Source organism: Halomonas sp. THAF5a (assembly GCF_009363755.1).
Taxonomy (GTDB): Bacteria; Pseudomonadota; Gammaproteobacteria; order Pseudomonadales; family Halomonadaceae; genus Halomonas.
This window is the reverse complement of the sequence record NZ_CP045417.1, coordinates 2,436,764-2,462,388: the sequence shown is the minus strand read 5'-3', so window position 1 is coordinate 2,462,388 and position 25,625 is coordinate 2,436,764. Positions and strand designations below refer to the sequence as shown.

Below are 25,625 nucleotides of genomic sequence, written 5' to 3'. Positions count from 1 at the left end.
TCTGCCTGGTGGTTCTGAACCACCGGCGAAGAAAAATTTTCCGTGGCACGCCAGGTTCGTGAGATGCATTGATAAGCATTCCCATTTGTGTCACTGTCTCGCGTCGTTCGAGACCTTTATCGGAGAGCCAACGTGAGGACGTATCGCTTCCCCGCCGCGCTGATCGCGGTCGTCGGCCTGTGCGGTGCCGGCCTGGCTTATGGACAGGGGCAGGCGTCGCTGGTCGACCGATCGGCCGAGGCGCAGCGTCACCAGGCCGAGCTGCAGGCGCGCATCGATGCCGCCGACGACGAGACGCGTCGCCTGATCGGCGAGCTGCGCGAGTCGAGGGCCGAGGCCCAGCGGGTCGAGGCCTACAACGCCGAGCTCGAGCGCCTGGTGGAGCGCCAGGAGGCGACGCTCGCGCGCCGCGAGCGCGCCCTGGAGGGCGCCGCGACGACTCGCGAGGGGCTGCCGCCCCTGCTGCGGGGGATGGTCGAGCGCCTCGACGGTTGGATCGAGGCCGACCTGCCGTTCCTGCGCGACGAGCGCCGCGCTCGGGTCGCGAGCCTGGAGCGCGCGCTCTCCGACCCGGCGCTGGCGCCCGCCGAGCGCCTGGATCGCGTGCTTGCCGCCTGGCGCGGCGAGCTCGCCTACGGCCGCGAGCTGGACGCCTGGCGCGGCCTGCTGGACGGCGAGCGGGAGGTGGACTTCCTGCGGCTGGGCCGGATCGGCTTCTACTACCTGACGCCTGACGCTCGCGAGGGCGGCGTGTGGAAGGCCGAGGCACAGGCCTGGCAGCCCCTCGACAAGGCGTCGCGCCAGGCCCTCGAAAAGGGCCTGCGCATCGCCCGGGAGCAGCGAGCGCCGGCGCTGCTGACGCTGCCGGTCTCCCAGCCGATCTCCGGAGACGCGACCACCCACGAGACCGGGGAGAATGCCTCATGACGCTGTCACGCTACGCGAGCCGCCTGCTGCTCTGTGGCGCCCTGCTGCTGCCGGCGGCGCTGCTCCAGGCCCAGGCCGAGCCCCAGGCCGATGCCCAGCCTGCCCCCCAGCTCCGGCAGGACGCCCCGGCCTCCTTCGCCGAGGCGCGCCAGGCCGAGCTCGCCCGGGACAGGGCGCGGCTCGCCGCGCTGGTCGACGATCGCGACGCCCTGCGCGATGCCGTCGAGGCGGCACGCGAGCGACGCGAGGCGGCGGCCGAGCGTCGCCAGGCCCTCGAGGCACGGCGTGACGAGCAGCAGGCGCGCCGCGAGGCGCTGGAGACTCGCCAGCAGGACCAGGGGGGCGAGCTCTCCGCCGTCGAGCCGGTGCTGGAGCGCCACGTCGGCGAGCTGCGCGACGCCCTCGGCCAGAGCTGGCTCACCCTCGACGGGCCCGCGCTGCCCGCGCGCGGCGAGGCGGACACGCTGCCGAACCTTGCGCGGATCGAGTCGCTGGCCGATGCGCTGATGGCCTTCACCCGTGAGACCGGGCGCATCGAGCGGCTTACTCTGCCGGCGGCCTCGGCCGACGGCCGCGTCGAGCCCCGGGAGGTGCTGCGGCTGGGAGATCTCGCCCTGATCGGCGACGGGCGCTGGCTGCGGCGCGACTCGCCCGACCTGCCCCCGGCAGCGATGGCGGCGACGCCCGACGAGGCCGGCGAGACCCTGGCGGCCTTCGCCGCCGGGGAGGGCGAACGGGTCGTGCTCGATCCCACGGGCGGCGAGCTGCTGGAGGCGCTGGCCCAGCGCCCCGACCTGCTGGCGCGCTTCCATCAGGGCGGCGCCGTGGGCTACGTGGTGGTGGCGCTGGGGGGGCTGGGGCTCATGATCGCCCTGGGCCAGTACGCCTACCTGCTGGTCGTGAGCGCGCGGCTGCGCCGCCAGCTGCGGGACGGCGCGCGTCTGCGCGACGACAATCCCCTGGGTCGGGTGCTGGCCAAGGTGCAGACGCTGCGCCAGGGGCTCGTTCCCGAGGCGCTGGAGGCGCGCCTGGACGAGGCACTCCTCGCCGAGCTGCCGCGGCTCGAGCGGGGCCAGGCGCTGGTCAAGCTGCTGGCGGCGGTGGCCCCGCTGCTGGGGCTGCTCGGCACCGTGACCGGCATGATCGGCACCTTCCAGTCGATCACCGTGTTCGGTACCGGCGACCCCCAGCTGATGGCCGGCGGCATCAGCCAGGCGCTGGTCACCACGGTGCTGGGCCTGATCACCGCGGTGCCGCTGATGCTCGCGCATACCGCGCTCGCCAGCCGCAGCCGCTGGCTCTCCGGGGTGATCGAGGGGCGGGCCAGCGCTGCGCTGGCCGAGCACTTCGAGGCCCTGCCGGCCCCCGCTTCGCGTCGCGAGTCGCGTCATGACGCTGCCCTGGCCTGAGGCGATGGAGGGCGCCACCGCGCCGCTCGCCTGGCTGGGCCAGGCCGGCGGGCCGGTGCTGGTGGCCATCGGCGCGGTGGCCATGCTGCTCTTCTCCCTGGCGCTGGAGCGCTGGTGCTACTTCCGGTTCGTCTGGCGCCGCGAACGCCAGGCCCTGGTGGCGCGCTGGGTGAGCCGCGACGAGCATGCCAGCTGGAGCGCGCTGACCCTGCGCGAGGTCTGGACCCAGGCGCTGATCGCCCGGCTGCGCCGCCCGCTGCCGTGGCTCAGGCTGCTGGTGGCGCTCTGCCCGCTGCTCGGCCTGCTGGGCACGGTGACCGGCATGATCACCGTCTTCGAGGGCCTGGCCGCCAGCGAGACCAGCCAGGCCCGCGCCATGGCCGACGGCGTCGCCCGGGCCACGCTGCCGACCCTCGCCGGCATGGCCGTGGCGGTGGCCGGCCTGCTCTTCACCACCCGTCTCGAACACATCATCCGGCGCGAGGACCAGCGGCTGCACGACCGCATGGCCCGCGCCGTGGAGGAGCCCGATGCGTAGGCGTCGCCTGAGTGCCGACAGCGGCGAGACCAGCGAGGTCAACCTGACCCCGATGCTCGACGTGGTCTTCATCATGCTGATCTTCTTCATCGTCACCACCAGCTTCGTCAAGGAGAGCGGGGTGGAGATAGAGCGTCCCCAGTCCAGCGACGCGACGCCGCGGCCCGAGGCCCAGGTGATGGTGGCCCTGACCGCCGAGGGCGCGGTGTGGGTCGACGGAGCGCCGGTGGACACACATCGCGTCGGCGAGGCCGTGGCGCCGCTGGTGAGCGAGCAGGGCGGGGTGGTGATCCAGGCCGATCGCGCCTCCACCACCGGCCTGCTGGTCGAGGTGATGGATCGCCTGCGTGAGGCGGGCATCGACGAGATCGCGGTGGCCGCCGCCCGGGAGGGGGCGTGATTCGCTGGCCCCTGGCGGGTCTCGCCGGCGCGTCCCTGGCACTGCTGCTGTTCTGGGGGCTGGCGCTGCTGGTGGCGCCGCCCGAGGCGGAGGTCGAGATGCGCGAGACCACCATGACGATGCGCCTGTCCGCCGCTACCGAGTCGCCGGCCGAACCGGCCGCGGCGCCGGCGCCCGCCCCCAGCGCGCCGCCGACCCCGGCACCGGCGCCGCCCAGCCCGCCGCCACCGGCGCCGCTACCCGCCAGCCCCCTGACGCTGCCGGAGCCGCCGGCCGACCCCTTGCCGGAGCGGCCCGAGGCGGTCGCCGAGCCGGACAGCGCGCTGCCCGAGCTGACCGAGGCGGCGCCGACGCCAGAACCACGCCCCGACCCCGCGCCCGACCTGCCGCCGGAGCCGACCCCGTCGCCCGAGCCCGCGAGCTCCTCGGCGACGTCCCCCGAGGCCACGGCGACGCCGTCGTCCGCCGCGTCGGGGCAGGAGGCGCCGAGCGCCAACGACGGGGGCCGGCAGGCGGTGCAGGACGTGGGCCAGGCGACGCCGACCCGGCGCGTGCCGCCGAGCTACCCGCGACGCGCCCAGCGTCGAGGCCTCGAGGGCCACGTGGTGGTGGAGTTCCTGATTCGCCCCGATGGCCGGGTCAAGGCCGGTTCGGTCCGTGTGGTCGAGGCCCGGCCCCGGCGCGTCTTCGACGAGGCGGCCACGCGCGCCGTGGCCGACTGGCGCTTCGAGGCCGACGGCCGCCTGCGTCGCGCCCGCCAGCGTCTCGAGTTCCAGCTGAGGTGAGCCCATGTCGCATGCCGTGATTCGATGCCGTCCCCTGTCGCGACGCCTGCGCGTTGGCCTCGCCGCCGGGCTGCTGCTGGCCGGTGCCTCGGTGCAGGCCCAGCCGGCCCTGCCGGGAAGCTTCATCCGCGACCTGAAGGGCCTCGAGGCGCGGCTCGAGCAGGCCCCCGCCGAGGTGAGCGAGCGGGCGAGCCGTCAGGCCGAGCGCCTGGCGGGAGGCAACGCCGCGGATCGCTGGGCGCGGGCCCTCTACTGGCAGCTCGCCGCCGGGGCCGCGGCGCGGCGCGGCGAGCACGCCCAGGCCGCCGCCTGGCTTTCCAGCGCGGCGGGCAGCGAGGTGGCGCCCGCGGCCTGGCGAGAGGCGCGGCTCCGGGAGGCGGCGCTGCAGTTTCGCGCCGCGGGCAAGACCGCCGAGGCCGCGGCGCGCCTCGGTCGCTGGCTGGAGGCGGCCTCGGCGCCGGCCGTCGAGGAGCGCTGGCGGCTGATCGGCTGGCTGGCCGAGCTCGAGCGCTGGGAGGCGGCCGCCGCCCGGCTCGATGCCCTGGCCGCGCGGCCCCGAGAGGCCGAGCGCCGGGCCCTGGCGCTCTCGATCTATCGTCGGGCGGGGCGCGACGGCGAGGTGCTGTCGCTGCTGCGCGAGGGGCTGGATCGCGACGCGTCGCCCCGGGCCTGGCGCCGGGCCGCGGCCCTGGCTCAGCGGCTGGGGGAGCCGGCTCTCGCCGCGGGGCTCTGGGAGGCCGGCTGGCGGCAGGGCGCGCTGTCAGGCGCGCAGGACCTCAGGCGTCTGGCCCGGCTGCACCTCGCCGGCGGCACCCCGGCGCGGGCCGCCGAGCATCTGGCGCGGGGGCTCGCGGCCGGCGTGCTGGCAGGCGACGATCGCCATCGGCGCCTGCTCGCCACGGCCTGGGAGGCGGCCCGCGATCACGACCGGGCGCTCTCGGCCTGGGAGGTGGTCGCCCGCCAGAGCGGGCAGGCCGACGACTGGCTGCGCCTGGGCCAGCTTGCCCACGGCTGGGGCGAGGCGGCGCTGACGGGGCGGGCCCTCAGACGAGCCCGGGCGCTGGGCGCCGAAGAGGCCGCGGCGTGGCTCGCCTCGTTGCCCGGCGGGGCGGGGGAGGGCGCCGCGGCGCCTGGCGATCAGAGCGAGAGCTCGGTCCAGACCGGGGCGTGATCCGAAGGCTTCTCCATGGCGCGCAGGTCGTAGTCGATGCCGGCGTCCGCGACGCGCTCGGCGAGCGGGGGCGTGACCAGGATATGGTCGATGCGCAGCCCGCGGCGGGGATCGCGCTCGAAGCCGCGGGAGCGGTAGTCGAACCAGCTGAAGCGGTCGTCGACCGCCGGGTAGCGGAGGCGGTAGCTGTCGGTCAGCCCCCAGGCCTTGATGCCGGCGAGCCACTCGCGCTCCACCGGCTGGAAGCTGGTCTTGCCCTCGCGCAGCCAGCGCTTGCGGTTGGCCTCGCCGATGCCGATGTCGATGTCCTCGGGGGAGATGTTGAAGTCGCCCATCACCGCCAGGCGCTCGTCGGCGCGGTGCTGGGTCTCCAGCAGGCGCTGGAGCTGGGCATAGAAGGCGCGCTTGTGGGGAAACTTCACCGGGTGCTCGACGTTCTCGCCCTGAGGGAAGTAGCCGTTCCAGACCGTGATCGGCGTTCCGCCGCCCGGGGCGAGCCGTGCGCCGATCATGCGGCGCTGGGCGTCGTCGCCGTCGTCGGGGAAGCCCTTGAACACCGCCTCGGGCTCGCCGCACTGGGCGGTGTCGATCATCAGGGCCACGCCGTAGTGGCCCTTCTGGCCGTGGTATTCGACCCGATAGCCCATCGCCTCCACGGCGGCCACGGGGAACTCGCTGTCCTGGACCTTGGTCTCCTGCAGGCCGATCACCGCCGGGCGATGGGCCTCGATCAGGGCCTCGAGCTGGTGCAGGCGGGCACGGATGCCGTTGATGTTGAATGACACCAGGCGCATCGGTCAGTCGTCCTTCTGCTCGGGCGCGTCGGAGTGGATCGCGATGGGCTGGCCCGCCTCCTGGCGGGCCAGCTTGCGGGCCGCCTGCAGCTTGCGCTGCTGGCGCTTCTTCTGGGTGAAGCGGGTCGACGAGGTCACCTGGTCGGGATTCTCGTGGCGCCACTTCTTGAAATCCTTGCGCCGGCCGGTGCGGATCTGCACCTTGTCGGCCAGCGAACGGGTCTTCTTTCGGCGTGTCATGCTGCAACTCCTGCAAGTAAGGGCGCCATTCTAGCAGCCGTAGCCTCCCTCGCCGACCGCAATCGAGCGCCGGCGGGTGTCCGGGGGCGCCCTCGCCGCCGGAGGCTGTTACAATGCCGGTTTGCGTCACGCACCTCATCCACCCAACGGACAAGACAGCACAGCCTATGAGCGAGTCGGAACAGACCCCAGCACCGGCCCAGAACCGCAAGCCCAAGCGTCGTCGGCGCAAGCCGCGGCGGCGTCAGTCGAACTGGGATCTGCGCCAGTTCCAGGTGCCCGCCGTGGCGGGCAAGTGGCGTTTTCACGACTTCGATCTGCCGCTGCCGCTGATGCGGGCGATCCACGCCCTGGGGTTCGAGTACTGCACGCCGATCCAGGCCGAGGCGCTGGCCCAGACCCTGCTCGGCGGCGACGTGGTGGGCAAGGCCCAGACCGGCACCGGCAAGACCGCGGCCTTCCTGATCTCGATCCTCGCCTACTTCCTCGAGGAGGAGGCGCCCAACGCCCAGAAGCCGGGCGCCCCGCGGGCGCTGATCGTGGCCCCGACCCGCGAACTGGCGCTGCAGATCGAGAAGGACGCCAAGGCGCTGGCGCGCTTCACCGACCTCAAGGTGGCGAGCGTGGTGGGCGGCATGGACTACCAGAAGCAGCGCGAGGCGCTGGGTGACAGGCTCGACATCCTCGTCGCCACCCCGGGACGGCTGCTGGACTTCCACGAGAAGCGCGACGTCGACCTGACCCAGGTGGAAGTGCTGGTGCTCGACGAGGCCGACCGCATGCTGTCGATGGGCTTCATTCCCGACGTCAAGCGCATCATCCGCCATACGCCGAACACCGAGCAGCGCCAGACCTTCCTGTTCTCGGCGACCTTCAGCCAGGACATCCTCAACCTGGCCAGCCAGTGGACCCACCAGCCGGCCCACGTGGAGATCGCGGTCACCGTCGACAACGCCGCCGACATCGACCAGCGTGTCTACCTGGTCGGCGACGAGGACAAGCAGCGCCTGCTGGTCAACCTGCTCCAGCAGGAGAGCTTCGAGCGCGTGATGGTCTTCGGCAACCGCCGCGACCTGGTGCGCAAGCTCGACGACCTGCTCGAGAAGGCCGGCATCAACGCCGCCATGCTCTCCGGTGACGTGCCCCAGAACCAGCGCATCGAGACCCTCGAGAAGTTCCGCGAGGGCCAGATCCAGGTGCTGGTGGCCACCGACGTGGCGGGACGCGGCATCCACATCGAGGACGTCAGCCACGTGATCAACTACACCCTGCCGGAGGATCCGGAGGACTACGTCCACCGCATCGGCCGCACCGGCCGCGCCGGCGCCAAGGGCGTGTCGATCAGCTTCGTCGGCGAGGAGGACGCCTTCTCCCTGCCGGAGATCGAGCGCTATATCAACGACAAGCTGCCCTGCGAGCATCCGCCGGAAGGGCTGCTCTGACGGCCCATGCTTGATGAGGCGCTGAAGGGCGAGATCCAGGAGGCCTATCGCCGCGTGCTCGAGGGCCTGGGGCTGACCCCGCGCTACGGGCAGCGGCTGATGATCGCCGAGATCGCCCGCACCCTGGCGAGCATCGAGGCGGACGATGCGGGCCGGCGAGCCAGCGACGAGCACGTCTGCGTGCTCGAGGCCGGTACCGGCACCGGCAAGACCCTGGCCTACCTGCTGGCCGCCCTGCCGGTGGCCAAGGCCCGCGGCAAGCGACTCGTCATCGCCACCGCCACCGTCGCCCTGCAGGAGCAGGTGCTCCATCAGGACCTGCCGTCGCTCAAGGCCCACAGCGGGCTCGCCTTCGACTATGCCCTGGCCAAGGGGCGCGGCCGCTATGTCTGCGCGGCGCGCCTCGACCAGGCGATGGACGGGGGCGATGAGAACCCGACGCTGTCGCTCTTCGAGCAGTCGCTCGCGAGCGGTGGCGACGACTTCCAGGCGCTGGTCAAGGAGCTCGGCGACGCCTATGGCAACGGTCGCTGGGAGGGCGATCGCGACAGCTGGCCCGAGGCCATCGACGACGCCCACTGGCGCCGGCTGACCGTCGATCACCGCCAGTGCACCAACCGCCGCTGCGGCCACTTCTCGGCCTGCGCCTTCTTCCGTTCCCGCCGTCACCTCGACAGCGCCGACGTCATCGTCGCCAACCATGACCTGGTGCTGGCCGACCTGGCGCTGGGCGGCGGCGTGGTGCTGCCCGATCCGGGCGACTGCATCCACGTCTTCGACGAGGGGCATCACCTGCCCGACAAGGCGCTGCAGCACTTCACCCATCGCGTCGCCGTCGGCGGGGCGCTGCGCTGGCTGCGCACCCTGAAGAGCTCGCTCACCGAGCTCAACCAGGCGCTGGCCGTGCAGCCGACCCTGGCTCGCCTGCTGGCCGGGCTGCCCGAGGCGATCAACGTGCTGGAGCCGCGCCTCGGCGAGGCCTTCGCGCTGGGCCACCAGCTCGCCGGCCGACCCCAGGGGCTCGGCGACGGCGAGGAGCATCGCCACCATCGCTTCGAGATGGGGCGCGTGCCGGACGCGTTGCGCGAGCACGCCGACGGCCTGGTGACGCTGTTCGCCGAGCTCTCGCGGACCCTGGAGTCCATGGCGGACATCCTGCGCGAGAGCCTCGACCCGGAGAAGCACACCGGCCTCCCCCGGGAGCAGGCCGAGGCCTGGCTGCCGCTTCTGGCGCTGCTGCACGGCCGGGCCCTGGAGGCCCATGCCCTGTGGCTGGCCTTCGCCGAGACGGACCCCGAGGGCGAGCCGCCCCGGGCACGCTGGCTGACCCTCGAGCGCTTCAACGGCGAGCCGGAGCTGACCTTCTCGGCGAGCCCGGTCTCCGCGGCGCACACCCTGGCGCGCACCCTCTGGGGCAGCACCTTCGGTGCCGTGGTCACCTCGGCGACCCTGACGGCGCTGGGTCGCTTCGAGCGGCTCCAGGAGCGGGCGGGGCTCGCCAACCGCTACCGCTACCAGCGCCTGCCGAGTCCCTTCGACTACTCCCGGGCGGTGCTCAGCGTGCCCCGGGAGGCGGTCGACCCCGCCGACCGCGAGGGCCACGAACGCGCCATCGTCGACTTCGTCGAGGTCCTCGGCGAGGACGAGGCGGTGCTGATGCTCTTCTCGTCCCGAGCGCAGCTGCGCGGCGTGGAGAAGGCGCTCTCCCGGGCGCGACGCGAGCGGGTGCTGGCCCAGGACCGGCTGCCCAAGCGCGAGCTGATCACCCGCCACCGGGCGCGGGTCGACGCGGGGGAGGGCAGCATCATCTTCGGCCTGGCGAGCTTCGCCGAGGGCATCGACCTGCCCGGCGACTACCTGACCCACGTGGTGATCACCCGGCTGCCCTTCTCGGTGCCCGATGATCCGGTGGGGGCGACCCTCGCCGAGTGGATCGAGAGCCGGGGCGGCAACCCCTTCATGCGCATCAGCGTGCCCGACGCCTCGATCAAGCTGGTGCAGGCCTGCGGCCGGCTGATCCGCAAGGAAGCCGACCAGGGCCGCATCACGCTGCTCGATCGCCGGGTGCTGACCCGCCGCTACGGCCGCGCGCTGCTCGACGCCTTGCCGCCCTTCGTGCGCGAGATCGACGGCGTGGCCCAGGGCCCGCAGTGAAGCTGATCCTCAGCCGCAAGGGGTTCGACAGCGCCGCCGGTGGGGTGCCGAGCCCGGTCCTGCCCGACGGACGGCTGATCGTGCTGCCGATTCCCGACGAGCGCTCCCTCACCGCCTACGGCGAGCTCGCCCAGGACGGCGAGCCCCTGGGGCCGCTGGTCACCGACCTGACCCGGGGCCGGCTCACCGGCCGCGACCGGGTGCACCTCGACCCCGACCTGCTGGAAGAGAGCCTGCCGCGTCCGCCGGGCTGGCGGCCGCTGTTCGGCCAGATGGGCCAGGCCCAGGGCCACCTGCGCAACCAGGGCGTCGGGCCGGGGGACCTGTTCCTGTTCTTCGGACTCTTCCGTGACGTGGCCCGAGGTCCCGGCGGCTGGGCCTTCGTGCCGGAGGCGCGCCCCCGCCACGTGCTCTGGGGCTGGATGCAGGTGGAGCGCGTGCTGCCCCTGGACGGCCCGCTGCCGGCGGCGCTGGCCTGGGCGAGCGGCCACCCGCACTGCCAGCGCCGGGCGGCCAACAACGTCCTCTATGTGGCCCGGCGTCGCCTGGCCCTCGACGGGCTCGCCGAGCCCCTGCCGGGTGCCGGCATCTTTCCCCATGAGGCGCCGGCCCTGCGCCTCACCGCGCCGGACGCCGACAAGGTCTCCGACTGGCGGCTCCCCGCCTGGTGCCATCCGCACGGCGGCCGGCCGCCGCTCTCCTACCATGCCGACCCCGGCCGCTGGCGCCGGCGGGCCGATCACGTCGCGCTGCGCGCCGTGGCCCGGGGCCAGGAGTTCGTGCTCGACGCCACGGCCTATCCCGAGGCGCTGGACTGGGCGGGTGAGCTGATCGGGGATCACGCGGCGCGTCCGGCGTCGCTCGCGCCCTGAGGTGCGGCAGGCCGAGACCCCGCCACCAACGCCACGGGCCCGCCGAATGGCGGGCCCGTCTCTTTCAGGGTCGCGCTACGCGTCGATGATCGCGCGAGGCGCGGGGCAGGGCGCTCAGGCCGCCTGGCGACGCTTGGCCAGCACCGGGGCGAGCTTCTCGTCCATGCGCTTGAAGGCCTCGACGGTGGTGTCCCAGTCGATGCAGGCGTCGGTGATCGACACCCCGTAGGTGAGATCGGCGGGATCCTCGGTCATCTTCTGGTTGCCCCAGCCGAGGTTGGACTCGACCATCAGGCCGATGATCGAGTGGTTGCCCTCGAGGATCTGGTTGGTGACGTTATCCAGCACCAGCGGCTGCAGCGCCGCGTCCTTGTTGGAGTTGGCGTGGGAGCAGTCGATCATGATGTTGGGCTTCAGGTTGGCCTGGTTCAGCTCCTGCTCGGCCAGCGCCACGCTGACGCTGTCGTAGTTGGGCTTGCCGTTGCCGCCGCGCAGCACCACGTGGCCATAGGCGTTGCCGCGGGTACGGATGATCGCCACCCGGCCGGCCTGGTCGATGCCCAGGAAGTTGTGCGGGTGGGCCACCGACTGCAGGGCATTGACGGCGACATCGAGGCTGCCGTCGGTGCCGTTCTTGAAGCCCACCGGGCAGGAGAGGCCGGAGGACATCTCGCGGTGGGTCTGGGATTCGGTGGTGCGGGCGCCGATGGCCGACCAGCTGATGCAGTCCTGCAGGTACTGGGGCGAGATCGGATCCAGCGCCTCGGTGGCCAGCGGCAGGCCCATCTCGGCCAGGTCCACCAGCAGCTTGCGGGCGATATGCAGCCCCTCCTCGATCTCGAAGGAGCCGTTGAGGTGCGGATCGTTGATCAGGCCCTTCCAGCCCACGGTGGTGCGCGGCTTCTCGAAGTAGACGCGCATCACGATGTAGAGGCTCTCCTTGACCTCGTCGGCCAGGCGGCGCAGCCGGCGCGCATAGTCCAGGGCGGCGTCCACGTCGTGGATGGAGCACGGGCCCACCACCATCAGCAGGCGGGGGTCGCGGCCGTCGAGGATGGCCTGGATGGTCTCGCGACCCTCGATCACCGTGCGCTCAGCGGCCTCGGTGAGGGGGATCTCCCGCTTGAGGTCCTCGGGGGTGATCAGCACGTCCTGGGCGAGGACGTTGAGGTTGTTGACCTGCTGTTCTGACATGGTGCTTCCTGTGTCGTGTCGGCGCTGGTGGCAAAATTCACTGGCATCTACTATCGCGCGCGTGGCCAGCAAATTCAATCGCCGTCGGGTCGCTCGCGAGGGGCGCGGCGAGCGTCGGCGCGTCGATCGGCTTGATGCACGTTCAAGAAACAGGAACACTTGTACTCTTCGAGACCCATGACCCGACCCTTCAGCGGCGAGACGCCCCAGGTTGACACTATGCTAGCGACAACACAGCTTTCGCGACCCGCGCTCGGGTCGTCATCCACGCCTTTCCGTTCAGGGAGGGGCTGAATGGGCACCCGGGAAACCGACCAGCAGCTCGTCGAGCGGGCCCAGAAAGGGGACAGCCGCGCCTTCGACCTGCTGGTGAAGAAGTACCAGCACAAGATCATCGGCCTGATCAGTCGCTACGTGCACGACCATGCCGAGGTGCAGGACGTCGCCCAGGAGGCCTTCATCAAGGCCTATCGGGCGCTGGGGAAGTTTCGCGCCGAGAGCGCCTTCTATACCTGGATGTACCGCATCGCCATCAACACCGCCAAGAACTACCTGGTCTCCAAGGGGCGCCGGCCCCCGGGCAGCGATCTCGATATCGTCGACGCCGAGATCGTCGACCACAGCGGGCGGCTGGCCGACGCCGAGACGCCGGAGGCGGCCATGGCGCGGGACCAGCTGCAGTCGGCCATCTTCGAGGCGATCGAGGCCCTGCCCGATGACCTGCGCACGGCGATCACCCTGCGCGAGCTCGACGGGCTCTCCTATGAGGACATCGCGGCGATCATGCAGTGCCCCGTGGGCACCGTGCGCTCGCGGATCTTCCGGGCTCGGGAGGCCGTCGACCAGCATATCCGCCCGCTGGTCACCACCGCGCGTAACCAGGAATCGGTGACCGAGTAAGCCGGTCGAGCCTGGAAACTGCATGTTTTTTGACGATTTGCTGAACTGTCCGCGGTCTGCGACGTCATATGCGGTGACCGGCCCGCCACCCGCGGGAACGTACATGCCGACATGGCCAGGGCGACACGCGCCGATGTCGGAAATACAAGCTGTCAAAGGACCCGGAGCGGGTCGCCTTGTCGAGTGTGAGGTGTGAAGAATGAGTCAGAACGCACGGGAATCGCTTTCTGCCCTGATGGATAACGAAGGGGATGAGCTGGAACTGCGTCGCGTCCTCAAGTCGCTGGAGGAGTCCCCGGACGCGGCCGATGCCTGGCGCCGCTACCACCTCATGCGCAGCCTGATGCGTCGGGAGCACGAGGTCGACGTCGCCACCGACCTCTCCGCCGGCATCATGGCTAGGCTCGAGGATGAGCCGCTGCCGCAGGTCGAGGGGAAGAACACCGTCGAGGCGGGGCGTCCCGTGTCGTTCATGCGCGGAGCCGGGATCGCCGCCGCGGTATCGCTGATGGTGATCACCGGCGTGCAGTTCTATCACGGCGGCCTCGGCGGCGGGCAGTCCCCTGCCGACGTGGCCTCCCAGGTGCCGTCACAGCCCCTGGCCGGGGGCGAGCTGCAGGCCACGCCGGCCGCGATCGGCGGTTCGGAACTGGCCGCCTCGCGCACCATCGATCGTCCCTCCCTCGCCGACCTGCCGCTCTTCCAGACGCCGGCCGGCGATGGACGCGGCCTGATGACGGTGGGCGCCGGCGTCGACTCCCCGCTGGTGCTCTCGCCGCGGCAATCCGCCCGCGTCAACCAGCAACAGGCCCAGCTGCTGCAGTCCTACCTGGACCGACACGCCGAGGGCGCGGCCTACGGTAGCGGCGATACCTGGATGCCGCTGCTGCGCGCCTCCGGCAGCGAGTCGCTGGGTCAGCGCTGATGTGGCCGGGTCGTTCGACCCGCGGGGTCACGAGATCTCTTGCGATTGCCCTGTTGAGCGGCCTGCTGGCGGCGTGGCCGCTGGCGGGCCTCGCGCAGGATAGCGCCGATGAGACCGACGCGGCCGCCTCAGGCGAGCCAGGTCCCACTGCGAGCGAGGTGGCCGAGCGCTTCGACTGCCGGACGCTTGGCAACCGGCCCGTTCCCGAGAGCGCTCGGGAGTGGCTCGAGCGGAGCCTCTGGGCCAACCACTGCTATGCCTTCCAGGCCCGCGCCGTGCGCATCGGCAGCGACGGCGTCCGCTCGCTGGCGCTCTCCCACGACGTCGTCGAGGGGGTCGAGCGGGAGGTGGCGCGCTTCCTCGACGGCCCGCCAGTGGTCTTCGAGCGGCGCGGGCGCATCGGGCGCCTCAGCTGGGCCGACGGCGACGGGGCGACGCCCGCCTCACCGGCGGGGCTTGTTGCGCACCTCGAGGCGTTCTATCGCCTGCGACTGAGTGGCGAGGAGCGTCTCGCCAACCGCAACGCCGTTCGTCTCGACATCGAGCCCCTGGACGAGCTGCGCTACGGCCACCGCCTGTGGCTCGACAAGGCCACGGGCCTGCCCCTCAAGCAGATCCTGCTGGACGAACGGGGGCGCGTGGTCGAGACCTTCCAGATCACCCAGCTGAACCCGCCTCGCCTGCACCGCGGGGCCATCGACCTCGATCGCCGGCGCCCCGCCCCCGACGACCCCTGGCGGCCCGGCTGGCTGCCCGACGGCTTCATCTCGAAGCCGGTGCAGACGCGCAGCCCCCGCCACGACACCGCCATCGGCCATCGCGTCTACAGCGATGGCCTCGCGACCCTGAGTCTCTTCGTCGAACCCGTCGCCGGCCAGGAGCAGCTGATGCCCGGCCTGCACAGGCTTGGCGTCTCCCATGCCGCGGTACGCCACCGCGAGCTGGGCGGTCGCGTGCGCCAGGTGGTGGTGATGGGGGAGCTGCCGCCGAGGGTGCTGATCCGTGTGGCCGACGCGGTCACCTGGCGGGCCGCGGCGGACGATACCGCGCCCTGATCGGAACCTTTTGGCGTGCGCGCGGTAGGAACAGGCACGCGCTTATCTTCCCTCCCTGTTGATCCAGGAGTGCTTCATGAAACGCATGTCGCGACACCTCTCCCTCTGGACGCTGCTGGCCACGGCCCTGCTGGCCTGGCAATCGGCCATGGCTCGGGACCTGCCGGACTTCACCGAGCTGGTCGAGGCGGCCGCCCCCGGCGTGGTCAACATCTCCACCACGCGCACGGTGGAGGGGCGCGGGCCGTCCTTCCACGAGTTCGGCGGCCGCGAGATGCCCGAGATCTTTCGCCACTTCTTCGGCGACCGCTTCGGCGAGCAGTTCCCGATGCCGCCGGGGCACGGTCAGCGTCCCCGCGAGGAGCGCCAGTCGCTGGGGTCGGGGTTCATCATCGACGAGGCGGGCTACGTGATGACCAACGCCCACGTCGTGGATGGGGCCGACGAGATCGTGGTGCGCCTCAACGACCGCCGCGAGCTCCAGGCCGAGCTGGTCGGGGCCGATGCCAAGACCGATGTCGCCGTGCTCAAGGTCGATGCCGACGACCTGCCCACCCTGGCCCTCGGCGACTCCGACGGCCTGCGCGTGGGCCAGTGGGTGGCGGCCATCGGCTCGCCCTTCGGCTTCGACCACTCGGTGACCGCCGGCATCATCAGCGCCATCGACCGCACCCTGCCGCGGGACGCCTACGTGCCCTTCATCCAGACCGACGTGGCCATCAATCCGGGCAATTCCGGCGGCCCGCTCTTCAACCTCGACGGCGAGGTGATCGGGGTGAACTCGCAGATCCTCACCCGCAGCGGCGGCTACATGGGGCTCTCCTTCGCGATTCCGATCAATGTCGCCATGGACGTCGCCGACCAGCTGCGCGACGACGGCCAGGTCAGCCGCGGCTGGCTCGGCGTGATGATCCAGCCGGTCTCCCGGGACCTCGCCGAGTCCTTCGGCATGGAGACCGCCGAGGGCGCGCTGATCGCCGACCTGGATCCCGAGGGGCCGGCGGCCCGCGGCGGCCTCGAGGCCGGCGACGTGATCCTCTCGGTGAACGGCCGCGAGGTGGATCAGTCCAGCACCCTGCCGCGATTGATCGGCCAGGTGTCGCCGGGCAACGAGGTCGAGCTGACCCTGCTGCGCGACGGCGAGCGCCGCGAGGAGACCGTGACCCTCGGCGAGTGGCCGGACGCCCGGGGCGAGACCGCCGCGTCCGCCTCCGAGGAGGCGCCGAGCCGGCTCGGCATCGCCGTGCAGCCGCTCGACGAGGACGAGCGCGAGACGCTGGGCATCGCGCACGGCGTGCGGGTGGTCGAGGTCGACCCGAGCGGCGTCGCCGCCGCGGCGGGCCTGCGCGCCGGCGACGTGCTGGTCAGCATCGACCACCGTCCCGTCGAGGCGCCCGACCAGCTCGCGGACCTCGTGGCCGAGCTGCCCGAGGACCGGGCGGTCCCGGTGCGCCTGTTCCGCGACGGCCGCTCGATGTTCGTGGCCATGCGCCTGGCCAGCGACTGATCCGGTTCCCCGGCAGGCCCGCCGGGCCCGTGACGGGCCCCGAGTGAGCCCTGGCAGGATCGCGACCCGACGGCCGCCGCCGTCGGGTCGCTGTATCTGGCAGGCGCATCCCGCTACAATGGCGCCCATTCCATCAGAGCCCCGCCAGCCGACCGCTTAGCGATCCGTCGGGTCGGCCGTGGCCCGACACCCACAAGGCAGAATCGACTCGATGTCCCAAGACGCAACCACCGATCCCCTCAAGCACATCCGCAACTTCTCGATCATCGCCCATATCGACCACGGCAAGTCGACCCTGGCCGACCGGCTGATCCAGACCTGCGGTGGCCTGACCGAGCGTGAGCTCAAGGAGCAGGTGCTCGACTCCATGGACCTCGAGCGCGAGCGCGGCATCACCATCAAGGCCCAGTCGGTGACGCTGGATTACCACGCCGACGACGGCAACGTCTATCAGCTCAACTTCATCGACACCCCCGGGCACGTGGACTTCTCCTACGAGGTCTCCCGCTCGCTCTACGCCTGCGAAGGCGCGCTGCTGGTGGTGGACGCCGGCCAGGGCGTCGAGGCCCAGTCGGTGGCCAACTGCTACACGGCCATCGAGCAGGGCCTCGAGGTGCTGCCGGTGCTCAACAAGATGGACCTGCCCCAGGCCGACCCGGACAAGGTGTCCCACGAGATCGAGGAGATCATCGGGCTGGACGCCACCGACGCCTGCCAGGTCTCGGCCAAGAGCGGCCTGGGCATCGACGCGCTGCTCGAGCGCCTGGTGCGCGACATCCCCGCCCCCAAGGGCGATCCCGATGCGCCGCTGCAGGCGCTGATCATCGACTCCTGGTTCGACAATTACCTGGGCGTGGTCTCCCTGGTGCGGATCTTCGACGGCACCCTGAAGAAGGGCGACAAGATCCGCATGACCTCCACCGGCCGCGACTGGCCGGTCGGCGAGGTGGGCATCTTCACGCCGCTGCGCAAGGAGACCGGTATCCTGCGCGCCGGCGAGGTCGGCTTCGTGGTCGCCGGCATCAAGGACATCCATGGTGCGCCGGTGGGCGATACCATCACCCACACCAAGACGCCGGACGTGGCGCGCCTGCCCGGCTTCCAGAAGGTCAAGCCCCAGGTCTACGCCGGCATGTTCCCGGTCAGCGCCGACGACTACGAGGACTTCCGCGACGCCCTGGAGAAGCTGGCGCTAAACGACGCCTCGCTGGACTACGAGCCGGAGAACTCCGACGCCCTGGGCTTCGGCTTCCGGGTCGGCTTCCTCGGTACCCTGCACATGGAGATCGTCCAGGAGCGCCTGGAGCGCGAGTACGACCTGGACCTGCTCACCACCGCGCCCACCGTGGTCTACGAGCTCGCCATGAAGAACGGCGAGATCATCTATGTCGCCAACCCCTCCAAGCTGCCCGACATGGCCGAGGTGGAGGAGATGCGCGAGCCCATCGTGCGCGCCAGCATCCTGGTGCCCCAGGAGTTCGTCGGCAACGTCATCACCGAGTGCGAGCAGCGCCGCGGCACCCAGCTCGACATGCAGTTCCTCGGCAGCCAGATCCAGCTCACCTACGAGCTGCCCATGTCCGAGGTGGTGATGGACTTCTTCGATCGCCTGAAGTCGATCTCCAAGGGCTACGCCTCCCTGGAGTACAACTTCGAGCGCTTCCAGGCGGCCCAGCTGGTGCGCCTGGACGTGCTGATCAACGGCGACCGCGTCGACGCCCTTGCGGTGATCATCCACCGCGATCATGCCCACAGCCGCGGTCGCCTGCTGGTCGAGAAGATGAAGGAGCTGATCCCGCGCCAGATGTTCGACGTGGCCATCCAGGCCGCGGTCGGCGGCCAGGTGGTGGCGCGCTCCACCGTCAAGGCGCTGCGCAAGAACGTGACCGCCAAGTGCTACGGCGGCGACGTGAGCCGCAAGAAGAAGCTGCTCGAGAAGCAGAAGGCGGGCAAGAAACGCATGAAGCAGGTCGGCCGGGTGGAGATCCCCCAGGATGCCTTCCTCGCCGTGCTCAGGGTCAATGACTAGGGACGGATAACCGCATGGACTTCTCTTTGATGCTGGTGGTGGCCGTGGCCGTCACCGGAGTGATCTGGCTGCTCGATCTGCTCTGGTGGCGTCCCGCGCGCCGTCAGCGACTGGCCACGGTCGAGGCCGGTACCACCGAGGGACTCGGCGAGCAGGCGCGGGCGCGGGCGATCAAGGAGCCCTGGCCGGTCGACTACGCCCGCTCCTTCTTCCCGGTGCTGCTGGTGGTGCTGCTGCTCCGAAGCTTTCTGGTCGAGCCCTTCCAGATCCCCTCGGGCTCCATGCGTCCGACGCTGGAGATCGGCGACTTCATCCTGGTCAACAAGTTCGCCTACGGCCTGCGACTGCCGGTGATCAACACTCGCTTCGTCGAGGTCGACGATCCCGAGCGGGGCGACGTCATGGTGTTCCGCTTCCCCGACGAGCCCTCGGTGAACTTCATCAAGCGCGTCGTGGGCCTGCCCGGCGACCGGATTCGCTACGAGGACAAGCAGCTCTTCGTCAACGGCGAGGCGGTGCCCAAGCGGCTGCTCGAGGCCGGGCCCGTCAAGGCGCCCACCGAGCTGCTGCTGGCGGAGCAGCTGGGCGAGCGTGAGCACCGAATCTACAATAATCCCCGGGACCCGGGGCCCCAGGTGCGCGAGCTCGTGGTGCCTCAGGGCCACTACTTCACCATGGGCGATAACCGCGATCACTCCAACGACAGCCGCTACTGGGGCTTCGTGCCGGAGGAGAACATCGTCGGCAAGGCCTTCGCCGTCTGGATGCACTGGGACGGCGGCCTGCCGAGCTTCACCAGCGTGCGCCGCATCCAGTAATCCCGGACGGCCGGGCCCGACCGGATGTCGGGCCCGGCGCGAGAACACACTCTTATCGATATCGACGTATTCAGGAGCTCCGTGAGCAACTCCCTCAACGCCTTCAGCCGCCGCATCGGTCATGCGTTCGCCGATCCCGCGCTGCTCGAACTGGCCATGACGCACCGCAGCTACGGCGGTCAGAACAACGAACGCCTCGAATTTCTCGGTGACTCGATCGTCAACTTCGTCATCGCGGAGGCCCTCTTCCGGCGCTTTCCCCAGGCGCGGGAGGGGCAGCTGTCGCGGCTGCGCGCGCGCCTGGTCAAGGGCAAGACCCTGGCCGAGCTGGCCCGCGAGATGGCCTTCGGCGAGTGCCTGCGGCTCGGTTCCGGCGAGATGAAGAGCGGGGGACACCGCCGCGACTCGATCCTCGCCGATGCCGTCGAGGCGGTGCTCGGCGCGATCTACCTGGACGCCGGCATGGAGACGGCCCGCGCCCGCGTGCTCTCCTGGTATGCCGAACGCCTCGAGGCCATCAGCCTCGAGGACACCCAGAAGGATCCCAAGACCCGCCTGCAGGAGTTCCTGCAGTCGCGCCAGGTGGCCCTGCCGCGCTACGAGGTGACCTCGGTGGAGGGCGAGGCGCACGCCCAGACCTTCACCGTCGAGTGCCATGTCGAGGTGCTCGACCAGCACACCCGCGGGGTCGGCTCGAGCCGCCGCCACGCCGAGCAGCAGGCCGCCGAACAGGCCCTGTCCCAGCTCGAACCGACCAAGTCCCACGGCACCGGGAGCCCGTCATGACCACCACCTGCGGTTTCGTGGCCATCGTCGGCCGTCCCAACGTCGGCAAGTCGACGCTGATGAACCGGATCCTCGGCCAGAAGATCTCCATCACCTCACGCCGCCCCCAGACCACGCGCCATCAGGTGATGGGCATCAAGACCGTGGAGGAGGCGCAGTTCATCTACGTCGATACCCCGGGCATCCATATCCTGGCCAAGGATCGCAACAAGGCGATCAACCGCTTCATGAACCAGGCCGCCGTGCAGGCCCTGCGCGACGTCGACTGCGTGGTCTTCATCATCGATCGCACCCGCTGGAGCGACGAGGACCAGGTGGTGCTGAAGCGACTGGAGCATGTCGAGGCGCCGGTGATCCTGGCCGTCAACAAGGTCGACCGCCTGCAGGACAAGGCCAGCCTGCTGCCCTGGCTCGAGGAGGTCGGCGCGCGTCGCGACTTCGCCGCCATCGTGCCGATCTCGGCCAAGCACGGCACCAACGTGCCCGAACTCGAGGCCGAGGTCGCCAAGCACCTGTCCGAGAGCGTGCACTACTTCCCCGAGGACCAGGTCACCGACAAGAGCCAGCGCTTCCTGGCCGCGGAACTGGTGCGCGAGAAGGTGATGCGCCAGCTCGGCGACGAGCTCCCCTACCAGATGACGGTGGAGATCGAGGAGTTCCGCGACGAGGGCCGTGTGGTGCACATCAGCGCCCTGATCCTGGTCGAACGGGCGGGCCAGAAGAAGATCCTGATCGGCGAGAAGGGCGACCGGATCAAGAGCATCGGTCGCGAGGCGCGCCTCGACATGGAGCGCGCCCTGGGCGCCAAGGTGATGCTCAATCTCTGGGTCAAGGTCAAGAGCGGCTGGTCCGACGACGAGCGGGCCCTGAAGAGCCTGGGCTACGACCTCGACTGACGCCGCGATGACCCCCGAACCGGCCTTCCTGCTGCACAAGCGCCCCTACCGCGAGACCAGCGCCCTGGTCGAGCTGCTGACCCTCCAGCACGGCCGGGTGCGGGCCGTCGCCCAGGGCGTGCAGCGGCCGGGCAGCCGCGCCCGCAGCCGGCTGCAGCCCTTCGCCCCGATGCACGTCACCTGGACGGGGGAGGGCGAGCTCAAGCGCCTGCGGCTGATGGAGGGGCGCGGCAGCGCGGCGCTGCTGGCAGGCGAAGGGCTGCTCTGCGGGCTCTACGCCAACGAGCTCCTGACCCGGGTGCTGCCGGTAGAGCTGCCCGTCGCCGAGGTCTTCGCCTACTACACCGCCATGCTGGAGGCGCTGCCGCGCCCCGACGGCCGGGCCGCGGCGCTGCGTCGGCTGGAGGTGGCGGTGCTCGAGGCGCTGGATGCCCTGCCGCGCTTCACCGACCCCGAGGGGGGCGAGCTCGACCCCCAGGGCCGCTACGACCTGGATCACGCGTCGCGAGCCTTCGTGGCCGCCGAACGCGGCATCGACGGGCGCACCCTGCGGCTGCTGGCCCGGGACGGCTGGGACGAGCCGGGCCTCGCCGGGCCGGCCAAGGCGGTGACCCGCCGGGCCCTGGCGCCGCTTTTGGGCTCGCGCCCGTTGCGCTCCCGGGAGCTGATGGTCCAGCTGGCCGGCCGACGGCGCGGCGGGGCGGGCTGAGCGGCGACACGGGCGGCGGCTTCGTTCCGCGTCGTCGTCCCGTCCGGCCGCGCTTCACTCCGCACGCCCGAGCCGTCACACTTGGCTGTGGAGCCGGCCCCGAATACCGCCTCGAACCGTCTGATTTCCCATCGCTTCCCACCCTCAGCCAGGAGAGTCTGCATGCATCCCCCGCGCATCCTGCTCGGCGTCAACATCGACCATATCGCCACCCTTCGCCAGGCCCGGGGCACCCGCTACCCCGACCCCGTCCAGGCGGCCCTGCTCGCCGAGGAGGCGGGCGCCGATGGCATCACCGTGCACCTGCGCGAGGACCGTCGGCATATCCAGGAGCGCGACGTGCGCCTGCTGGCCGAGGTGCTCAACACCCGCATGAACCTCGAGATGGCCGTGACTGAGGAGATGCTCTGCCTGGCCGAGACGCTGCGCCCCGCCCATGTCTGCCTGGTGCCGGAGAAGCGCGAGGAGCTGACCACCGAGGGCGGCCTCGACGTGGTGGGCGGCGCCGAGGCAATCGGCGCCGCCTGTCGTCGCCTGGCGGCGGCGGGCTGCGAGGTGTCGCTGTTCATCGATCCCGAGCCCGAGCAGATCGCCGCCGCCGCCCGGGCCGGGGCGCCGGTGATCGAGCTGCATACCGGTGCCTATGCCGAGGCCACGGGCCAGGCCGCCCGTGACGAGCACGCGCGGCTCGCCGCCGCCGCCGAGATGGCCGCGGAGCTCGGTCTCACCGTCAACGCCGGCCACGGCCTGCACTACCACAACGTCGAGGCGATCGCCGCGCTCCCTGCCATCCACGAGCTCAACATCGGCCACGCGATCATCGCCCGGTCGCTTTTCGTCGGGCTCAAGGAGGCGGTGGCCGAGATGAAGCGGCTGATCATTGCCGGCCAGGAGGCCGGCCTGGTGGCGGCGCTCGACGCGCACGATCATGACCATGATCACGACGACGAGGCAGGCTGCTGCCGATGATCATCGGCATCGGCACCGACATCGCCCGGGTGGCCCGCTTCGAGCGGGCCATGGCGCGCCATGGCGAGCGCTTCGCCGAGCGGCTACTCGGCGAGCTCGAGCGGGAACGGCTTCGCGACCATGCCCTGCCGGCGGCCTTCCTGGCCAAGCGCTTCGCCGCCAAGGAGGCCTTCGTCAAGGCGCTCGGTACGGGGCTGCGTCGCGGCATGCGCTGGACCGAGATCCAGGTGGTCAACGACGCCCTGGGGCGCCCGTCGCTGGTGCTGTCCGGCAAGGCGCAGGCGCTGGCCGAGGCGGCCGGCGTGCGGGCCCTTCATTTGTCGCTTTCCGACGAGGAGGCCCTGGCCACGGCCTTCGTGGTGCTCGAGGGCTGATCCGCCTGCCAGCGGCGCAGTTCGGCCATGGCCGCATAGAGATCGGGCAGCAGCGCCGTCACGGCCTCTCCGCCGCGTGACCGCAGGCGGGTCTCGAGGGTCTCCGCCAGCAGCCCCAGGCGCGGGGTGCCGCAGTAGCGGCAGGCACCGTTGAGGGCGTGCAGGGCCTCCAGCAGGGCCTCGTCATCGTGGGTCGTGACGGCCTCGCGGATGGCCCGCTCGCTCTCCGGCAGCGAGTCGGCCAGTTTCTCGAGCAGTTCCCGGGCCAGCGCCTCGCGCCCGCCGGCGAGCCGCGTGCCGATCTCCAGGTCGACCACGGCCAGCTCCTGCTCGCCCTCCGGCCGTGGCGCCTCCGGTGTCGTCGGGGAGGTGTGGCCCGCCGGCAGCGTCAGGCCGAGGGTCTCCTCGAGCAGCCGGACGAGCCGCCGGGGCTCCAGCGGCTTGATCAGCACCTCGTCGAGGCCGCTCTCCAGCAGCGTTCGCCGCTGCTCCGCCTGGACGTGCGCGGTGACGGCGACGATCGGTACCCGTCGCCACTCCCCGCCGAGCCGGCGCAGCGCCCGGGTCGTCTCCAGGCCGTCCATGCCGGCCATGCGAATATCCATCAGCACCAGGTCGACGCGCTGCTGGCGCGCCAGCGACAGCGCCTCGGCGCCACTCGCCGCGAGGATCACCGCGATCCCGGCCTCGCTCAACAGCTCGCGCATCAGCAGGCGGTTGGATTCGCTGTCGTCCACCACCAGCAGCCGTGCCGTGGCCGGCGCGGCGGGCAGGGGCTCTGGCGTGCGCGCCAGGTGGCGGCACACCGCCTTCGCCAGGGTGGCGCGGGCGATGGGCTTGGTCAGCACCTCGCCGCCGTGGGGCAGGGACAGGGCCGGGAGGTCGGTCGGGCCGCCGTTGACCAGCAGCAGGGCCGGGCAGGCGAGCTGCGTCAGTCGCCGTTGCCACGCCTCGCGGGAATCGGTCGCCAGGTCCGCGGCGTCCAGCGCCACCACGGCGAGCGTGACCCCGGGCTCCGGGGTGGCCTGGCTTTCTGTCACGACCCGCGCGCCCCAGCGGCGTATCAGATGCGCGAGGGCCCGTCGCGTGGGCGGGTGGGGCTCGTCGAGGGCGATGAGGGTGTCGTCCGGCAGCTGGAGCTCGGGGGGGCGCTCGGCCTCGGTATCGCCCTCCAGCGGCAGGGTGAAGGAGAAGGTCGAGCCCTCGCCGGGGGTGCTCGTCACGGAGAGCTCGCCGCCCATCTGCTCGACCAGCTGGCGACTGATGGCGAGCCCCAGCCCCGTGCCACCGAACTCCCGGGAGTGGCTGGCATCGGCCTGGTGAAAGGCCTGGAACAGCCGCTGGCGCGCCGCCTCGTCGAGGCCCATGCCGGTGTCACTGACGCTGACGCCCAGGGTCACCCGGCCGGGCTCGTCCTCTTCCAGCATGACCCGCACGATCACCTCGCCCCGCTCGGTGAACTTCACGGCGTTGTTGACCAGGTTGGTGAGCACCTGGCGCACGCGCATCGGGTCTCCCCTGAGGTCGGCGGGCACGTCGTCGTAGACCAGGCCGAGCAGCTGCAGGGGCTTGTGCTGGGCGAGTGGCGCCTGCAGGCCCAGCACCTCGTCGACCAGGGCGACCATGTCCAGCGGTAGCGTCTCCAGCTCGACCCGGCCGGCCTCCAGCTTCGAGAAGTCCAGCACGTCGTTGACCAGCATCAGCAGGTTATCGCAGGCGCGCTGCACGTGATCCAGCCACTCGCGCTGGCGCGGCGCCAGGCGCGAGCGCCCCAGCAGGCGACAGAAGCCGACGATGCCGTTCAAGGGGGTGCGGATCTCGTGGCTCATGTTGGCCAGGAACTCCGACTTGACCCGGTTGGCCTCGACGGCGCGGCGGTGGGCCATGTCGAGCTCGATGTTCTGGACCTCGATGGTCTCCATGGACTCCTGGAGCTCGTTGGTGGCCTGATCGATCTGCGCCTGCAGGTCGTCCCGGGACGCGGCCAGGTGGTCGGCGAGGTCGTTGACGCGTCGGGTCAGCGCGGCGAGCTCCGGCGCACCCGGCGGCGCCAGGTGCGTCGGCACCAGGCCGAAGGCCAGGCGTTCGAGGGCCCGCTCGGCATCCTCCAGGGGTTGGGTCACCCGCCGCGTCACGGCGACCCCGATCAGCAGCAGCAGCAGCCCGGCGAGCATCAGGACCAGCCCGGCACTGGCCATCAGGCGGTAGCGCGAGAGCAGCAGCGGGGTGGCATCGACGGCGAGGGTCAGCCAGGCCGGCGTCGACCCCGGACTCGGCAGGGGCGCCTGCCACTGCCAGACCAGGCCGCGCTCGAGCCATCGCGGGCTCGCCTCCGATGGCACCGCTCGCCGCTCGCCGACGGGGCCGAGGGCGAGGCGCGAGCGCCCCTGGCCATCCCGGATCGACAGTGCCTGGACATGGGGCAGCGCCATCAGCCGCTCGGCCAGGCGCGACAGCGCCCGCTCGTCGCCCTCGGCCAGCGCCTCGCCCAGGCTCGGGGCGAGCAGGGCGCTGCCCCGAGCCAGCGTCTCGCGCAGCGCCGACTGGTCCTGGCGGTCCAGGAGGACCACGGTCGTCCCGGCCAGCAGCGTCAGCAGCAGCAGCGGCAGGCCGAGGATCGACAGCATCAGGCGTGTCTTCAGGGACATGGCGGGCTCGTCGGACGATGGATCGGCCCCCAGTATGCCACAGCGGGGGTGGACGCCTGTCCAGCATGGGGTGGCACGGATAT

The 25,625-nt window shown here is 71.4% G+C and carries 24 protein-coding genes; 20 read left to right on the top strand and 4 right to left on the bottom strand.

What is annotated here, in order from left to right; translation table 11 throughout:
• The first annotated feature begins 132 nt into the window (after positions 1–132).
• From FIU83_RS11095 to FIU83_RS11070, 6 genes are read left to right on the top strand one after another with little or no spacing between them, the layout of a single operon-like run.
• A complete protein-coding gene (locus tag FIU83_RS11095) occupies positions 133–927 on the top strand; it encodes a DUF3450 domain-containing protein (RefSeq protein ID WP_253939454.1) in 795 nt (264 codons plus the stop codon).
• Positions 924–2,336: a MotA/TolQ/ExbB proton channel family protein gene (locus FIU83_RS11090; protein ID WP_152484101.1), complete on the top strand. Its 1,413-nt coding sequence runs from the start codon at positions 924–926 to the stop codon at positions 2,334–2,336. Before FIU83_RS11095 ends, FIU83_RS11090 begins: the two co-directional genes overlap by 4 nt.
• A 4-nt stretch (positions 2,337–2,340) precedes the next feature.
• The gene (locus FIU83_RS11085; RefSeq protein WP_152485340.1) at positions 2,341–2,874 is read left to right on the top strand and encodes a MotA/TolQ/ExbB proton channel family protein; all 534 of its coding nucleotides are present in this window, start codon (positions 2,341–2,343) and stop codon (positions 2,872–2,874) included.
• Positions 2,867–3,274, top strand: a complete 408-nt coding sequence (locus FIU83_RS11080; RefSeq protein WP_152484100.1) for a biopolymer transporter ExbD — start codon at positions 2,867–2,869, stop codon at positions 3,272–3,274. The genes FIU83_RS11085 and FIU83_RS11080 overlap by 8 nt, the downstream gene beginning before the upstream one ends.
• Positions 3,271–4,059, top strand: a complete 789-nt coding sequence (locus tag FIU83_RS11075; protein ID WP_152484099.1) for an energy transducer TonB — start codon at positions 3,271–3,273, stop codon at positions 4,057–4,059. The genes FIU83_RS11080 and FIU83_RS11075 overlap by 4 nt, the downstream gene beginning before the upstream one ends.
• A 4-nt stretch (positions 4,060–4,063) precedes the next feature.
• Positions 4,064–5,230, top strand: a complete 1,167-nt coding sequence (locus tag FIU83_RS11070; RefSeq protein WP_152484098.1) for a hypothetical protein — start codon at positions 4,064–4,066, stop codon at positions 5,228–5,230.
• Here the strand turns inward: FIU83_RS11070 and xthA are convergent.
• Both xthA and FIU83_RS11060 read right to left on the bottom strand, forming a co-directional pair.
• Positions 5,197–6,024: an exodeoxyribonuclease III gene (gene xthA / locus FIU83_RS11065; RefSeq protein ID WP_152484097.1), complete on the bottom strand. Its 828-nt coding sequence runs from the start codon at positions 6,022–6,024 to the stop codon at positions 5,197–5,199. The genes FIU83_RS11070 and xthA overlap by 34 nt on opposite strands.
• 3 nt (positions 6,025–6,027) lie before the next feature.
• On the bottom strand, positions 6,028–6,264 hold the full coding sequence (locus tag FIU83_RS11060) for a hypothetical protein (RefSeq protein ID WP_152484096.1): 237 nt from the start codon (positions 6,262–6,264) through the stop codon (positions 6,028–6,030).
• A 167-nt stretch (positions 6,265–6,431) separates the two neighbouring features.
• Here FIU83_RS11060 and rhlB point away from each other — a divergent pair, with 167 nt between their 5' ends.
• From rhlB to FIU83_RS11045, 3 genes are read left to right on the top strand one after another with little or no spacing between them, the layout of a single operon-like run.
• Positions 6,432–7,706 (top strand): ATP-dependent RNA helicase RhlB, encoded by a 1,275-nt coding sequence (gene rhlB, locus FIU83_RS11055; RefSeq protein ID WP_152484095.1) that lies wholly within the window; start codon positions 6,432–6,434, stop codon positions 7,704–7,706.
• Between the two features lie 6 nt (positions 7,707–7,712).
• Complete coding sequence (gene dinG, locus FIU83_RS11050; protein ID WP_152484094.1) at positions 7,713–9,860, top strand: ATP-dependent DNA helicase DinG; 2,148 nt, start codon at positions 7,713–7,715, stop codon at positions 9,858–9,860.
• Complete coding sequence (locus tag FIU83_RS11045; RefSeq protein WP_152484093.1) at positions 9,857–10,732, top strand: hypothetical protein; 876 nt, start codon at positions 9,857–9,859, stop codon at positions 10,730–10,732. Before dinG ends, FIU83_RS11045 begins: the two co-directional genes overlap by 4 nt.
• Before the next feature lie 114 nt (positions 10,733–10,846).
• On the opposite strand, the gene FIU83_RS11040 is transcribed toward FIU83_RS11045, so the two are convergent.
• Positions 10,847–11,926, bottom strand: a complete 1,080-nt coding sequence (locus tag FIU83_RS11040) for a 3-deoxy-7-phosphoheptulonate synthase (protein WP_152484092.1) — start codon at positions 11,924–11,926, stop codon at positions 10,847–10,849.
• 294 nt (positions 11,927–12,220) lie between these two features.
• Here FIU83_RS11040 and rpoE point away from each other — a divergent pair, with 294 nt between their 5' ends.
• The 11 genes from rpoE to FIU83_RS10985 all read left to right on the top strand — a co-directional run bounded on the left by rpoE (position 12,221) and on the right by FIU83_RS10985 (position 22,894).
• The gene (gene rpoE / locus FIU83_RS11035; RefSeq protein ID WP_108446890.1) at positions 12,221–12,826 is read left to right on the top strand and encodes an RNA polymerase sigma factor RpoE; all 606 of its coding nucleotides are present in this window, start codon (positions 12,221–12,223) and stop codon (positions 12,824–12,826) included.
• Positions 12,827–13,025: 199 nt separating this feature from the next.
• The gene (locus tag FIU83_RS11030; RefSeq protein ID WP_152484091.1) at positions 13,026–13,751 is read left to right on the top strand and encodes a sigma-E factor negative regulatory protein; all 726 of its coding nucleotides are present in this window, start codon (positions 13,026–13,028) and stop codon (positions 13,749–13,751) included.
• 53 nt (positions 13,752–13,804) lie between these two features.
• Positions 13,805–14,806: a MucB/RseB C-terminal domain-containing protein gene (locus FIU83_RS11025; RefSeq protein ID WP_253939453.1), complete on the top strand. Its 1,002-nt coding sequence runs from the start codon at positions 13,805–13,807 to the stop codon at positions 14,804–14,806.
• A gap of 76 nt (positions 14,807–14,882) precedes the next feature.
• Positions 14,883–16,313, top strand: a complete 1,431-nt coding sequence (locus FIU83_RS11020) for a DegQ family serine endoprotease (RefSeq protein WP_152484089.1) — start codon at positions 14,883–14,885, stop codon at positions 16,311–16,313.
• Positions 16,314–16,524: 211 nt separating this feature from the next.
• The gene (lepA, locus tag FIU83_RS11015) at positions 16,525–18,342 is read left to right on the top strand and encodes a translation elongation factor 4 (RefSeq protein WP_152484088.1); all 1,818 of its coding nucleotides are present in this window, start codon (positions 16,525–16,527) and stop codon (positions 18,340–18,342) included.
• A 14-nt stretch (positions 18,343–18,356) separates the two neighbouring features.
• Positions 18,357–19,160, top strand: a complete 804-nt coding sequence (gene lepB, locus FIU83_RS11010; protein ID WP_152484087.1) for a signal peptidase I — start codon at positions 18,357–18,359, stop codon at positions 19,158–19,160.
• 81 nt (positions 19,161–19,241) lie between these two features.
• On the top strand, positions 19,242–19,946 hold the full coding sequence (gene rnc / locus FIU83_RS11005) for a ribonuclease III (protein WP_152484086.1): 705 nt from the start codon (positions 19,242–19,244) through the stop codon (positions 19,944–19,946).
• The gene (era, locus tag FIU83_RS11000; RefSeq protein ID WP_152484085.1) at positions 19,943–20,842 is read left to right on the top strand and encodes a GTPase Era; all 900 of its coding nucleotides are present in this window, start codon (positions 19,943–19,945) and stop codon (positions 20,840–20,842) included. Before rnc ends, era begins: the two co-directional genes overlap by 4 nt.
• Positions 20,843–20,849: 7 nt before the next feature.
• Positions 20,850–21,551: a DNA repair protein RecO gene (gene recO / locus FIU83_RS10995; protein WP_152484084.1), complete on the top strand. Its 702-nt coding sequence runs from the start codon at positions 20,850–20,852 to the stop codon at positions 21,549–21,551.
• 162 nt (positions 21,552–21,713) lie between these two features.
• Positions 21,714–22,520, top strand: a complete 807-nt coding sequence (pdxJ, locus tag FIU83_RS10990) for a pyridoxine 5'-phosphate synthase (RefSeq protein WP_152484083.1) — start codon at positions 21,714–21,716, stop codon at positions 22,518–22,520.
• Complete coding sequence (locus tag FIU83_RS10985) at positions 22,517–22,894, top strand: holo-ACP synthase (RefSeq protein WP_152484082.1); 378 nt, start codon at positions 22,517–22,519, stop codon at positions 22,892–22,894. The genes pdxJ and FIU83_RS10985 overlap by 4 nt, the downstream gene beginning before the upstream one ends.
• Here FIU83_RS10985 and FIU83_RS10980 read toward each other — a convergent pair.
• Positions 22,834–25,542 (bottom strand): ATP-binding protein, encoded by a 2,709-nt coding sequence (locus tag FIU83_RS10980; RefSeq protein ID WP_152484081.1) that lies wholly within the window; start codon positions 25,540–25,542, stop codon positions 22,834–22,836. The genes FIU83_RS10985 and FIU83_RS10980 overlap by 61 nt on opposite strands.
• Positions 25,543–25,625 lie beyond the last annotated feature (83 nt).